This is a genomic window from Mycolicibacterium insubricum (assembly GCF_010731615.1).
Taxonomy (GTDB): domain Bacteria; phylum Actinomycetota; class Actinomycetes; order Mycobacteriales; family Mycobacteriaceae; genus Mycobacterium; species Mycobacterium insubricum.
Map to the genome: position 1 here is coordinate 3,946,001 of NZ_AP022618.1, position 12,194 is coordinate 3,958,194.

At 69.9% G+C, this 12,194-nt stretch carries 14 protein-coding genes; 6 read left to right on the forward strand and 8 right to left on the reverse strand.

The window, feature by feature from the left end; all coding sequences use genetic code 11:
* Window positions 1–99: 99 nt before the first annotated feature.
* The 4 genes from tatB to sigE all read right to left on the reverse strand — a co-directional run bounded on the left by tatB (window position 100) and on the right by sigE (window position 3,466).
* The gene (tatB, locus tag G6N16_RS18560) at window positions 100–552 is read right to left on the reverse strand and encodes a Sec-independent protein translocase protein TatB (protein ID WP_083029156.1); all 453 of its coding nucleotides are present in this window, start codon (window positions 550–552) and stop codon (window positions 100–102) included.
* Window positions 553–2,073 carry a serine protease HtrA gene (gene htrA / locus G6N16_RS18565; protein WP_083029218.1) on the reverse strand — a complete coding sequence of 507 codons (1,521 nt, stop codon included), beginning with the start codon at window positions 2,071–2,073 and terminating at the stop codon, window positions 553–555.
* A 112-nt stretch (window positions 2,074–2,185) separates the two neighbouring features.
* Window positions 2,186–2,599, reverse strand: coding sequence for a zf-HC2 domain-containing protein (locus G6N16_RS18570; protein WP_083029157.1), 414 nt, complete (start codon window positions 2,597–2,599; stop codon window positions 2,186–2,188).
* A 108-nt stretch (window positions 2,600–2,707) separates the two neighbouring features.
* Window positions 2,708–3,466, reverse strand: coding sequence for an RNA polymerase sigma factor SigE (gene sigE / locus G6N16_RS18575; RefSeq protein WP_110810699.1), 759 nt, complete (start codon window positions 3,464–3,466; stop codon window positions 2,708–2,710).
* A gap of 306 nt (window positions 3,467–3,772) precedes the next feature.
* Between sigE and G6N16_RS18580 the strand changes: the two genes are divergently transcribed.
* From G6N16_RS18580 to G6N16_RS18600, 5 genes are all read left to right on the forward strand, one after another.
* On the forward strand, window positions 3,773–4,396 hold the full coding sequence (locus tag G6N16_RS18580) for an O-methyltransferase (protein ID WP_234805713.1): 624 nt from the start codon (window positions 3,773–3,775) through the stop codon (window positions 4,394–4,396).
* 96 nt (window positions 4,397–4,492) lie between these two features.
* Entirely contained in the window at window positions 4,493–5,152 is a 660-nt protein-coding gene (locus tag G6N16_RS18585) for a TetR/AcrR family transcriptional regulator (RefSeq protein WP_083029159.1), read from the forward strand.
* Window positions 5,149–6,045, forward strand: a complete 897-nt coding sequence (locus G6N16_RS18590) for an ABC transporter ATP-binding protein (protein ID WP_083029160.1) — start codon at window positions 5,149–5,151, stop codon at window positions 6,043–6,045. Before G6N16_RS18585 ends, G6N16_RS18590 begins: the two co-directional genes overlap by 4 nt.
* Window positions 6,042–7,685: an ABC transporter permease gene (locus tag G6N16_RS18595; protein WP_170312531.1), complete on the forward strand. Its 1,644-nt coding sequence runs from the start codon at window positions 6,042–6,044 to the stop codon at window positions 7,683–7,685. The genes G6N16_RS18590 and G6N16_RS18595 overlap by 4 nt, the downstream gene beginning before the upstream one ends.
* 24 nt (window positions 7,686–7,709) lie before the next feature.
* Window positions 7,710–8,384: a methyltransferase family protein gene (locus tag G6N16_RS18600; protein ID WP_083029161.1), complete on the forward strand. Its 675-nt coding sequence runs from the start codon at window positions 7,710–7,712 to the stop codon at window positions 8,382–8,384.
* 1 nt (window position 8,385) lies between these two features.
* Here the strand turns inward: G6N16_RS18600 and glgC are convergent, their stop codons facing one another.
* On the reverse strand, window positions 8,386–9,600 hold the full coding sequence (gene glgC, locus G6N16_RS18605; protein ID WP_083029162.1) for a glucose-1-phosphate adenylyltransferase: 1,215 nt from the start codon (window positions 9,598–9,600) through the stop codon (window positions 8,386–8,388).
* Between the two features lie 98 nt (window positions 9,601–9,698).
* Here glgC and glgA point away from each other — a divergent pair, with 98 nt between their 5' ends.
* A complete protein-coding gene (gene glgA / locus G6N16_RS18610; RefSeq protein ID WP_083029221.1) occupies window positions 9,699–10,859 on the forward strand; it encodes a glycogen synthase in 1,161 nt (386 codons plus the stop codon).
* Between the two features lie 107 nt (window positions 10,860–10,966).
* Here glgA and G6N16_RS18615 read toward each other — a convergent pair whose 3' ends face one another.
* The 3 genes from G6N16_RS18615 to G6N16_RS18625 form a co-directional block, all read right to left on the reverse strand.
* The gene (locus G6N16_RS18615; protein ID WP_083029163.1) at window positions 10,967–11,134 is read right to left on the reverse strand and encodes a DUF3117 domain-containing protein; all 168 of its coding nucleotides are present in this window, start codon (window positions 11,132–11,134) and stop codon (window positions 10,967–10,969) included.
* Between the two features lie 100 nt (window positions 11,135–11,234).
* Complete coding sequence (locus G6N16_RS18620; protein ID WP_083029164.1) at window positions 11,235–11,798, reverse strand: DNA-3-methyladenine glycosylase I; 564 nt, start codon at window positions 11,796–11,798, stop codon at window positions 11,235–11,237.
* Window positions 11,795–12,175: a DivIVA domain-containing protein gene (locus tag G6N16_RS18625; RefSeq protein ID WP_083029165.1), complete on the reverse strand. Its 381-nt coding sequence runs from the start codon at window positions 12,173–12,175 to the stop codon at window positions 11,795–11,797. Before G6N16_RS18625 ends, G6N16_RS18620 begins: the two co-directional genes overlap by 4 nt.
* Window positions 12,176–12,194: the final 19 nt, after the last annotated feature.

A 12,194-nucleotide genomic window follows, 5' to 3' on the forward strand; every position in this document is an offset into this window, starting at 1 on the left:
ACAGATCGACCTGAAGCGGACGTCACGGAGCTCTCGTGCAGTAACTGACCACTCGCTCCGCTCGCGTCCACTCCGCCGTGCCTCGCCGAACCGCCGGGGTCAGGTGGCGTCGGGGTCGAACCGCGGCGCTGCCGATCCGGATTCCGGAGCTCCCGCTGCAGGTCCGGCGGCCGGCGCGACGGGCCCGGGCGTGATCTCCGGGGCCGCGGGCGCAACCGGCGGGACGGCCGGTGACGGGCCGGAGGGTGCGGCGGGGTCGCCGAAATTCCCGGTGAAGATGGAGTCGTCACCGTCGAGCAGGTGTTTGGTGATCGCCGCGCGGGGTGACATTCCGCGCAGCTTGTTCAGCTCACCCAGCGGCTGGGCGAGGTCGTCGAACTCGGGGCCCAGGTCCTCGCGGATCTGTGCGGAGGCGTTGTGCAGGTACTCCCGGGCCTGGCGCAGCGCGCCGGTGGTCCAGCGGATGGCGCCGGGCAACCGTTCCGGGCCGAGGACGACCAGGCCGATGACCAGCAGCACCAGCACCTCGCCCCAACCCAGGTTGCCGAACACCTAGCCTCCCGACGGGGCGTCCGAGGCCGGGGTGACCTCCAGGGTCATCGGGCGGCCGTCGCGAATCACCTCGATCTCGGCGGGCTGGCCGATCGGCAGCTTGCGCTCGGCGACGGTGAACTCGTCGGCGTCGGCGATCGACCGGCCGCCCAGCTTGACCACTACGTCGTTCTCCAGCACGCCGGCCTTGTCGGCCGGGCCGTTCTGCTTGACGTTCTTCACCAGGGCGCCCGAGGCCAGGGTCTTGCTGGCCGAGACGGTGCTCATACCGAGCGTGGCATGCGCCATCTTGCCGTCGCGGATCAGCGCCTCGGCAACTTCCTTGACCTCGTTGACCGGGATCGCGAAGCCCAGGCCGCTGGCGCTGTCGGACAGCGACTTGCCGGCGGTGTTGATGCCGATCACCTGGGAGTCCATGTTGATCAGCGGACCACCGGAGTTGCCGTGGTTGATCGACGCGTCGGTCTGCACGGCGTCGATGACGGTGTTGGTGTCGGTGTCGTCGCCGGACAGCGGCACCGGGCGGTGCAGCGCGCTGACGATGCCGTGGGTGACGGTGCTGCGCAGGCCCAGCGGCGCGCCCGCGGCGATGACTTCCTCACCGACCTGCAGCTTGTCGGAGTCGCCGAGCCGGGCCACGGTCAGGTTGTCGACGTTGTCGACCTTGAGCACGGCCAGGTCGGTCTTCGGGTCGCGGCCGACCAGGTTGGCCGGGACGGTCTTGCCGTCGTTGAACACCACGGTGATCTTGAACTGGCCGGGGTTGTTGGCGGCGTCGGAGATCACGTGGTTGTTGGTGACGATGTAGCCGAGCTTGTCGATGACCACGCCGGAGCCCTGGGCCTCCATCTGCGGGCTGGTCACCTTGATGGTCACGACCGAGTCGGCGACCGAGGCGGCGACGGTGGCGAACCGGCCGGCCGGGGCCTCCGGGTTGTCGGCGGTGTGCAGGGTGACCTTGGACGTGGTGAACGCCTGCACCACCTCGGCGGTCTTGCGCCCGATGACTCCGCCGAGACCCCCAATGACCAGCGCGATCATCGCCAGGATGACCAGCGCCGAGACCTTCACCCGGGAGCCGAACAGTACCTGGCGCACGCCGAGCTTGCCCTCGGAGGTGACGACGGGCGGTGCGGGCGGGCGCACCAGCGCCGGTGCGCCCAGCGAGGGTGCGGCGTCCGGATCACGCCACGGGTCGGCGAACGATTCGACGTCGGAGTCCCGCTCGGCCTCCAGCGCGCCGGCGTCGACGGGATGGCGCTGCAGCGTCTCGGTGGCCGAGGCCGGCTTGCCGAACGCCTGGGCCAGCACCGGGTCCGGCGGCTGATCGGTGGGCACGAACTCGTCGGCGTCGCGGAAGCGCTGTGCGCGGAGTTCCTTGGCCAGGAACGAGCCCTGATGGCCGTCGGGACGGCCGAAGGTACGACGGGAGGCCTCATCGACCGGCGGACGCGACACCGGGCGCGGTGCCAGCCGCGGACCGCCGGTGCCCTGGGCGGGGCTGTCGGAGTTCGAGCTCAAGTCATCCTCTTCTGCGCGCACGGCGACGCGGCTGTTCCTGCCGAACCGGGGTTCGGTGCGTCGTCTAGCAGCCTACCGGCGCCAACTGGCACCCACCGACGCCGATCGGCGTTCACCGGCGTTTGCGGCGCGGGTCGTGCTCGTCGGAGGAGCCGATCAGATCGTCGGGCGGAATGGGCGGCGCCAGCGGAATCTGCGACAGCATGCCCAGCAGGGTGCTCGGCGCGGTGATCGGGTTGGCGTCGCGCAGCGCCGAGCGGGCCTGGCGCTGGGCAGCGACCTCGGCCGAACAGCCCGGGCACAGGGCCAGGTGGTGGGTGGCGCGCAGCTGCGCCGAGGCGGGCAGTTCGCCGTCGACGAACGCGGCCAGCGCCTCGGTGGACAGGTGCTCGGTGGAGCCGAACCGGCGCGGACTCGCCGTGCAGTCCACCCCCGGCGCAATGCCCAGGTGGGTGTCGAGGCGGTTGCCCCAATCGACGGGCAGCCAGGAGAACATGCGCCGCAAACCGCGCGCCCGTTCACTCATGGCCGGCCCCGCTTTCTGCATCCACGTGACGCCGGCGCCCGACGCCGGCCTGCGGGTTCTCACCCTCGCATCATCGAATGTAGCGCGGGTGCCGCTGTTCGACACGCCTTAACGCCGCGGGATTTCGGCTGTGCCGCGGTGGGTGGCCAAGTGGTCGCGGATGGCCTGCCGGCCCCGGTGGATGCGGCTGCGGACGGTGCCGAGCTTGACGTCGAGGGTGGCGGCGATCTCTTCGTAGGACAGGCCCTCGATGTCACACAGGACGACGGCGGCGCGGAACTCCGGCGGCAGCGAATCGAGCGCGGCCTGCAGGTCGGCGTCCAGCCGGGCGTCGTGGTAGATCTGCTCGGGGTCCGGGTCCGCGGCGGGCACCCGGTCGTAGTCCTCGGGCAGCGCCTCCATCCGGATCCGGGCGCGGCGGCGCACCATGTCCAGGAACAGGTTGGTGGTGATGCGGTGCAGCCAGCCCTCGAAGGTGCCCGGCTGGTAGTTCTGCAGCGAGCGGAACACCCGGATGAAGGTCTCCTGGGTCAGGTCCTCGGCGTCGTGCTGGTTGCCCGAGAGCCGGTAGGCCAGCCGGTACACCCGATCGGCGTGCTGGCGGACCAGCTCGTCCCACGACGGCATGGCGGCCTGGTCGCCGGTGGCGTCGAAGACCGCGGTGCCCGTGGGTTCGTCGGACTGCTGCACCCAACCCGAGCCGTAATCCTGCTCCAGATGGGACATGGTGACCGGAACCGTCAATGGTGTGCTCGTCGAATCCTCCTGAGGAATGCCGGAAAGAAAATCTCCGGCGGCCGCTGCTTTGCCGATGGCAACATCGAGGGTCGCGGCGGTATTCCCGGCACGGCGTGAGCGGTCTTGCATGCGCCCTACGGTTCTATATCGGCTTGTGCCGGGAGTGTGAGCAGTATGAAGGCAACCTGAGAATCCCGGCTGCCCGCCTCTGACCTGCATCGACGCGCCGCGGCTCGACGCGGATCGGATCCCGGCGCCGGGCGTGTCGCCCGCGCGCCTGTCCCCACCGACTCGGGCATGCCCGTACGCTGCGGGATCATGGCAGATTCCGAAGATCTCAGCCCCGGCGCGCAACCGACGGACCCGGCCACCACGCCGTCGCAGGCCCCCGCGCCCGAAGCCGCACGGCCGGCCGTGCCGTCACCGGGTGAGGCCATGCTCGCCCACGCCGAGGGGTCGATCTCCGAGGACGCCGTGCTGATCGCCGCGCGGGAACGCGCCCACGACATCGGTGCCCCGGCGGTCACCCCGGCGGTCGGCGCGCTGCTGAGCCTGCTGGCCCGGCTCTCCGGCGGAAAATCCGTCGTCGAGGTCGGCACCGGCGCCGGGCTGTCCGGACTCTGGCTGCTGTCCGGGATGCGCGACGACGGCGTGCTGACCACCATCGACATCGAGCCGGAGTACCAGCGGATCGCCAAGCACGCGTTCGCCGAGGGCGGCATCGGGCCGTCGCGGACCCGGCTGATCACCGGCCGCGCCCAGGAGGTGCTGACCCGGCTGGCCGACGAGTCCTACGACCTGGTGTTCGTCGACGCCGACCCCTCCGACCAGCCCGATTACGTCGCCGAGGGCATCCGGCTGCTGCGTCCCGGCGGGGTGATCGTGGTACACCACGCATCCCTGGGTGGGCGCGCCGGTGATCCGGAGGCCACCGACGCCGCGGTGACCGCGGTGCGCGAGGCGGCCCGGATGATCGCCGAGGACGAGCGGTTGATCCCGGTGCTGATCCCGCTGGGCGACGGCCTGCTGGCCGCGGCCCGGGAGCAGTCCACCGACTGAGGTTCGGGCCGGCCACCCAACCCACAGCAATCTTTACGGTTGTCTGACGCGGCATCCCCTTGACGCTCGCTTGAACGCGTGTTTAACGTTTTAAACGTGCGTTCAATCGATGATCTGAGCACCGCCGCCCGCATCCGCGACGCCGCTGTCGACCAGTTCGGCCGGCACGGCTTCGGCGTCGGGGTTCGGGCCATCGCCGCCGCGGCCGGGGTCAGCCCCGGGCTGGTCAACCACCACTTCGGCTCCAAGGACGGGCTGCGTGCGGCCTGCGACGCCCACATCGCCGAGGTGATCAAGGAAGCCAAGACCGAGACCCTGCAGACCCACGACCCCGCGGCGTGGCTCACCGCGATGGCCGAGATCGACGAGTTCGCACCGCTGACGGCGTACCTGGTCCGCAGCCTGCAGAGCGGTGGCGAGCTCGCCACCGCTCTGTGGCAGCGGATGACGGACAACGCCGAGCAGTACCTGCAGGAGGGCGTGCGGTCCGGAGTCCTCAAACCCAGCCGCGATCCCCGGGCTCGCGCCCGCTACCTGTCGATGACCGGCGGCGGAGGCTTCCTGCTCTACATCCAGTTGCACGACGATCCCAGCGATCTGCCGCGAGTGCTGCGCGACTACCGGGCCGAGATGATGCTGCCCGCCCTGGAGATCTACACCAACGGCCTGCTCGCCGATAGCGCCATGTACGAGGCGATCCTCGCCCAGTCCGAGCAGCAGCCCGCGTTTGACGATACGAACGGAGAATCACGATGACCAACGACATCGAAATCCACGGACTGACAAAGAAGTTCGGCAACGTTTTGGCGCTGGACGGCCTGGACCTGCGCGTCGAGGCCGGCGAGGTGCACGGGTTCCTGGGACCCAACGGCGCCGGCAAGTCGACGACCATCCGGATCCTGCTGGGCCTGACCCGGGCCGACGGCGGGCAGGTTCGCCTGCTCGGCGGCGACCCGTGGGCCGACGCGGTGTCGCTGCACCGGGAGATCGCCTACGTACCCGGCGATGTCACGCTGTGGCCGACTCTGACCGGCGGGGAGATCATCGACCTGCTGGCCCGCATGCGCGGCGGGATCGACCAGGCACGCCGGGCCGAGCTGATCGAACGGTTCGACCTGGATCCGCACAAGAAGTCGCGCACCTACTCCAAGGGCAATCGGCAGAAGGTCTCGTTGATCTCGGCGTTCGCCTCCAACGTCCGGCTGCTGCTGCTCGACGAACCGAGTACCGGGTTGGATCCGTTGATGGAGAACGTCTTTCAGCAGTGCGTCGCCGAGGCCCGCGATCGCGGCACCACGGTGCTGCTGTCCAGCCATATCCTGGCCGAGACCGAGGCGCTGTGCGACCGGCTGACCATCATCCGCGCCGGCGCCACCGTCGAGACCGGAACGCTGGCGTCGCTGCGGCACCTGTCGCGCACCTTCATCACCGCCGAGCTGATGCGCGATCCCGGTGACCTGCACCGGATCCCCGGTGTCGAGGACATCCACTACGACGGCGCGGTGCTGCACGCCCAGGTGGACTCCGGCGCTCTCGGCGAGCTGATCCGGGTGCTCGGCCAGGTGGGCGTCCGCAGCCTGGAGAGCCGGCCGCCGACGCTGGAGGACCTGTTCCTGCGGCACTACGGGACCGAGGCGGTGCACGCATGAGTACCGCACTGCGCCAACCGATGCGCTCCCCCACACCCGCTCCGGCGTCGGACTTCGCCGGCACCGGGCAGCTGCTGCGGCTGTACCTGCGCCGCGACCGGATCGTCGCGCCACTGTGGATCCTGCTGCTGTCGCTGCCCCTGGCCAGCGTCTACGTCGGCAGCATCGAGAAGCTCTACCCCACGCAATCCGGGCGCGCCGAGATGGCGGCCACCATCATGTCCAGCCCCGCCCAACGCGCCATGTACGGCAACGTCTACAACGACAGCCTGGGCGCCGTCGGGCTCTGGAAGGCCGGCATCTACGGGACTTTGATCGCAGTGGCGACCATCCTCACCGTCATCCGACACACCCGCGCCGACGAGGAGGCCGGCCGCGCCGAGCTGCTCGGCTCCACCACCGTCGGCCGCTACGCCGGGCTGACCGCGGCCCTGCTGCTGACCTACGGCGCCACGGTGCTGACCGGTCTGATCGGGTTCGTCGCGCTGCTGGGCACCGCCGTTCCGGCCGCCGGGTCGCTGGCCTTCTGCCTGGGGCTGACCGGCTCCGGCCTGGTTTTCGGGTCCGTCGCCGCCGTCGCCGCGCAGCTGTCCCCCAGCGCCCGGACGTGCCGCGGAATCTCGTTCTCCGCGCTTGGTGCGGCGTTCGCGCTGCGCGCCGTCGGTGACGCGTCGTCGGCCACCGGATCCAGCGTGCTGAGTTGGCTGTCCCCGCTGGGCTGGTCGCTTCAGGTCCGCGCGTTCGCCGGTGACCGGTTCGCAGTGCTGGGCCTGCACGTCATCACCTGCGCCGCGCTGACCGCCCTGGCCTACGCGCTGATCGCCCGCCGCGATGTCGGGGCGGGCCTGTTCCCCGAGCGGCCCGGGCCGGCGACGGCGAGCGCATCGCTGTCCGGCCCGTTCGGGCTGGCCTGGCGAGTCAGCCGCGGGTCGGTCCTGCTGTGGACAGTCGGGATCTGCCTGTACGGGCTGATGATCGGGTCGGTGGCCCATGGCATCGGCGACGAGCTCGGCGACGCCGGCGCGGCGCATGATTTCGTCACCCGCGTCGGCGGCACCGGTGCCATCGAGCAGGCGTTCATCACCGTCGCGTTCACCATGGTCGCCATGGTCGCCTCGGCGTTCGTGGTGTCGCTGACGCTGCGCCTGCACCAGGAAGAGGACGCGGGACGGGCCGAGACGGTGCTGGCCGGCTCCGTGTCGCGGACCCATTGGCTGGCTTCGTATCTCGTGTTGACAATGCTCGCATCGGCGCTGGCCGTGCTGCTGGCCGGGACGATCGCGGGCCTGGTGTACGCGGCGGCGGCTGGGGACATGGGTCGGGTGCCCGACGTCGTCGGCGCCGCGGCCGTGCAACTTCCCGGGGTGTGGCTGCTCGCCGCGGCCACCGTGCTGATCGTCGCTGTCACACCACGATTCGCACCCGCCGCCTGGGCGGTTCTGGTCGGGTTCATCGCCCTGTTCCTGCTCGGCTCGCTGGCCGGGTTCCCCGCCTGGCTGCTGGATCTGGAGCCCTATTCGCACGCACCGCGGGTCGGGATCGGCGCGTTCACCGGTTGGCCGCTGTTGTGGCTGCTGCTGCTCGACGCCGCGCTGATCGCGCTGGGATTCACCGCATTCCGCCGTCGCGACCTGCGCTGACAAACTCGACCCGAGGAGGAGACGATGAAAAACGCTGCACGCACGGTTTTCTACACCGCCATCGGCTACGTTCTGTTCGGGGCGCTGTTGTTCTGGCCCGCAGGCACTTTCGACTACTGGCAGGCGTGGGTGTTCCTGGCCTCGCTGGCCGTGCTGTCGATCCCCTACACCGTCTACCTGCTGGTCGAAAAGCCCGAGGTGCTGGACCGCCGGATCAAATCCGGCCCGGTCGCCGAATCCCGGCCGATACAGAAACTGGCCGTCGGCGGGCTGCAGCTGTTCTTTCTCATCGAGATGCTGGTAGCCGGCTTCGACCACCGCTACGGCTGGTCGCATGTTCCGTTGTGGCTCACCGTGCTCGGACTGGTGCTCGCCTCGGTCGGGTTGGCCGTCTCCATCTGGGTGGTGGTGCAGAACTCCTGGGCCGCGGCGACGATCACCGTCAACGACGGCCAGCAACTGATCACCACCGGCCTCTACGGTATGGTGCGCCACCCGATGTATAGCGCGGCGCTGATGCTGGCGATGTTCCTGCCGCTGGGGTTGGGCTCGTACTGGGCGCTACTGCCCGTCGTCGTGGTGGCGCTGTCGGTCGCGGTTCGCGCCGTCGACGAGGAAGCCATGCTGCGCGCCGAGTTGCCCGGCTACGATGACTACACCGGCGCCGTTCGCTACCGCCTGGTCCCCGGCGTGTGGTGACTTAGATCCAGACGCCCTTGCCGACGGCGACGACGCCACCGGAGCTGACCGAGAACCGGTCCCGGTCGTGCTCGACGTCGACACCGACCATCTCCCCGGGCCCGACGACGACGTTCTTGTCCAGGATCGCGTGGCGCACCACCGCACCGCGGCCCACCCGCACCCCGGGCATCAGCACACTGCCCTCGACGATCGCGCCGTCGTCGATGGTCACGTTCGACGACAGCACCGAGTTGCGCACCGAGGCCGCCGAGACGATGCTGCCCGCACCGACCACCGACTCCATCGCCGCGCCGCCGTTGACGAACTTGGCCGGAGCCAGGTTCTCCGAGCCGCCGCGGATCGGCCAGCGCCGGTTGTAAAGGTTGAACACCGGGTGCACCGACACCAGGTCCATGTGCGCGTCGTAGAAGGCGTCCAGGGTGCCGACGTCGCGCCAGTAGCCGTGGTCGCGCTCGGTCGCGCCGGGCACCTCGTTGTCGTTGAAGTCGTAGACGGCGGCCTGGTCCTCGGCGACCAGCCGCGGGATGATGTCGCCGCCCATGTCGTGGTCGGAGTGGTCGTCGTCGGCGTCGGCCTTGATCGCGTCGATCAGCACCTTGGTGGTGAAGATGTAGTTGCCCATCGACACGAAGGTCTGCTCCGGATCGTCGGGCGTGCCGGGCGGGTCGGCCGGCTTCTCCACGAAGCTGCGGATGCGCCCGCTCGCGTCGGCATCGATGCAGCCGAACGCATGTGCTTCCGCCCGCGGCACCCGGATGCCGGCGACGGTGGCCCCGGCGCCGCTTTCGATGTGATAGCTCAGCATCTGTTCCGGGTCCATCCGGTACACGTGGTCGGCACCGAAAATGACGATGTAATCCGGGTCTTCGTCGTAGATCAGGTTCAGCGACTGGTAGATCGCGTCGGCCGAACCGGTGTACCAGCGCGGGCCCAGGCGCTGCTGCGCGGGCACCGGGGTGATGTACTCCCCGGCCAGACCGGACAGCCGCCAGTTCTGCGAAATATGACGGTCGAGTGAATGTGACTTGTACTGCGTGAGAACACAGATCCTCAAGTAGCCGGCATTGACCAGGTTGGACAACACGAAGTCGATGAGCCGGTAACCGCCGCCGAAGGGCACCGCCGGCTTGGCACGGTCGGCGGTCAGCGGGTACAGCCGCTTTCCCTCGCCGCCGGCCAGCACGATTCCGAGCACATGTGGTGCTTCCTTCATGGGCCCCAACCTATCCGCAGTGTCGCAATGCGGCCAGACGAACCGATTATTCGGGATGTCGCGGCGTGCCGGGGGCGGCCGTCGGCTACGGTCGGGCTATGCGGGTGGCGATGATGACACGGGAATACCCACCCGAGGTTTACGGCGGTGCGGGCGTGCATGTCACCGAACTGGTGGCGCAGCTGCGCAGGCTCTGCGAGGTCGACGTGCACTGCATGGGCGCCCCGCGTGACACCGCGTTCGTGCACTCCCCGGATCCGGCGCTGCGCGACGCCAACGCCGCGCTGTCGACGCTGTCGGCGGACCTGGTGATGGCGGATGCGGCCGGCGGTGCGGATCTGGTGCATTCGCACACCTGGTACACCGGGATGGCCGGGCATCTGGCGGCGCTGCTCTACGACGTCCCGCACGTGCTGACCGCGCACTCGCTGGAGCCGCTGCGGCCGTGGAAGGCCGAGCAGCTCGGCGGCGGGTACCGGATCTCGTCGTGGGTGGAGCGCACCGCCGTCGAGGCGGCCGCCGCGGTGATCGCCGTCAGCTCCGGGATGCGCGAGGACGTGCTGGCGACCTACCCGGCGCTGAACCCGGACCGGGTGCATGTGGTGAAGAACGGCATCGACACCGACGTCTGGTACCCGGTGACCCCGTTCGGCGAGGGTTCGGTGCTGACCGAGCTGGGTGTGGACCCGGACCGGCCCATCGTGGCGTTCGTCGGCCGGATCACCCGGCAGAAGGGCGTCAAGCATCTGGTGGGCGCCGCGCACCGGTTCGCGCCCGAGGTGCAGCTGGTGCTGTGCGCCGGTGCCCCGGACACCCCCGAGATCGCCAACGAAACCTCCGGTGCGGTGGCCGCGCTGAGTGCGGCGCGCACCGGGGTGTTCTGGGTGCAGGAGATGCTGCCGACGCCGAAGATCCGGGAGATCCTGTCGGCGGCGACGGTGTTCGTCTGCCCGTCGGTGTACGAGCCGCTGGGCATCGTGAACCTGGAGGCCATGGCCTGCGGCACCGCGGTGGTGGCCTCCGACGTCGGTGGCATCCCCGAGGTCGTCGACGACGGGGTGACCGGGACCCTGGTGCACTACGACAGCGCCGACGAGGCGGGCTTCGAGGCCGGGCTGGCCGAGGCGGTCAACGCGCTGGTCGCCGACGAGTCCCGGGCCGCCGGCTACGGTGTGGCCGGCCGGGAACGCTGCATCGACGGGTTTTCCTGGGCCCGGATCGCCGAGCAGACCCTGGCGGTCTACCAGTCCCTGCTCTGAGGCGAGCCGTCCTGTTCTGTTGCGGGCGGTCCCGGCTTCCCCTCGGCTGCGCGGCCACTCGCTGCGCTCGCATCCACTCCGCCGAGCCTCGCCGAACCTCCCGGAGATCAGCTGGTGACGTTGGTGAGCTCGGTACCCAGTGCGGCGGCCTCGTCGGGGGTCAGCTCCACAACCAGGCGTCCACCGCCCTCCAGGGGAACCCGCATGACGATGCCGCGTCCCTCCTTGGTTGCTTCCAGCGGACCATCACCAGTCCGGGGCTTCATCGCCGCCATCCGAGTACTCCCTCCAACTTCCGGCCGATCCATCGTCGCGGATCGTGGCCATCGGGCTCCATTCTTCCCTATGGCACGGCCTCGGTGCGACTTGCCTCACTTACTGTGAGGTCGACGGTGGTACCCAGCAGTCGACGACGTGGTCGTCGACCATGCCGGTGGCCTGCATCAACGCATACGCGGTGGTGGGTCCGACGAACCGGAAACCGCGCCGGCGCAGCTCCTTGGCCAGGGCCGTCGACTCGGGTGTGACGGCGGGAACCTCGCCGACGGTGGCCGGGCGGGGCCGAGACGGCGGGGCGAACGACCAGAGCAGTTCGGACAGGTCGACGTCGAGGTCCAAGGTGGCGCGGGCGTTGGCGATGGTGGCCTCGATCTTGGCCCGGTTGCGCACGATGCCCGCATCGGCCAGCAGCCGGGCGACGTCGTCGTCGCCGAACGCCGCGACCGTCTCGACGTCGAACCCGGCGAACGCGGCCCGGAAGTTCTCCCGTTTGCGCAGGATGGTCAGCCAGGACAGTCCGCTCTGGAAGGCCTCCAGGCTGACCCGCTCGAACAGGGCGGTCTGCCCGTGCAGCGGCCGGCCCCACTCCTGGTCGTGGTAGTCGAGGTAGATCTCGGGGCCGTCGAGCACCCAGGGGCAGCGGGTGCGGTCGTCGCTCATTCCCGGACGTCCTCCTCGTCACCAACGGTGACCGCATCCGCCTCGTTGACGACCACGGTGTCCTCGGCGAACGCCTCGGGTTCCTCGTCGCTCATGGCGCGCAGCGTGGCCAGTTCCCCGCGCAGCGAGTCCAGCTCGGTGGCCAGCCGGTCCAGCACCCAGTCCACCTCGGCGGTCTGGTAGCCACGCAGCACCTGGCTGAACTTGACCGCGTCGACGTCGGAGCCGGTCACCCCGGAGGCCGGCAGCATGGTGGCCGTCGTCCCGCGCGGCAGCGGCGGCAGCGTCTCACCGCGGCCGAACAGCGCACTGGCGATGCCGAACAGCACCGCGGCGACCGCGATCAGCACAACCAGGTACAGCAGGATCATCGTCACGCCGTCGATACTGCCCGAT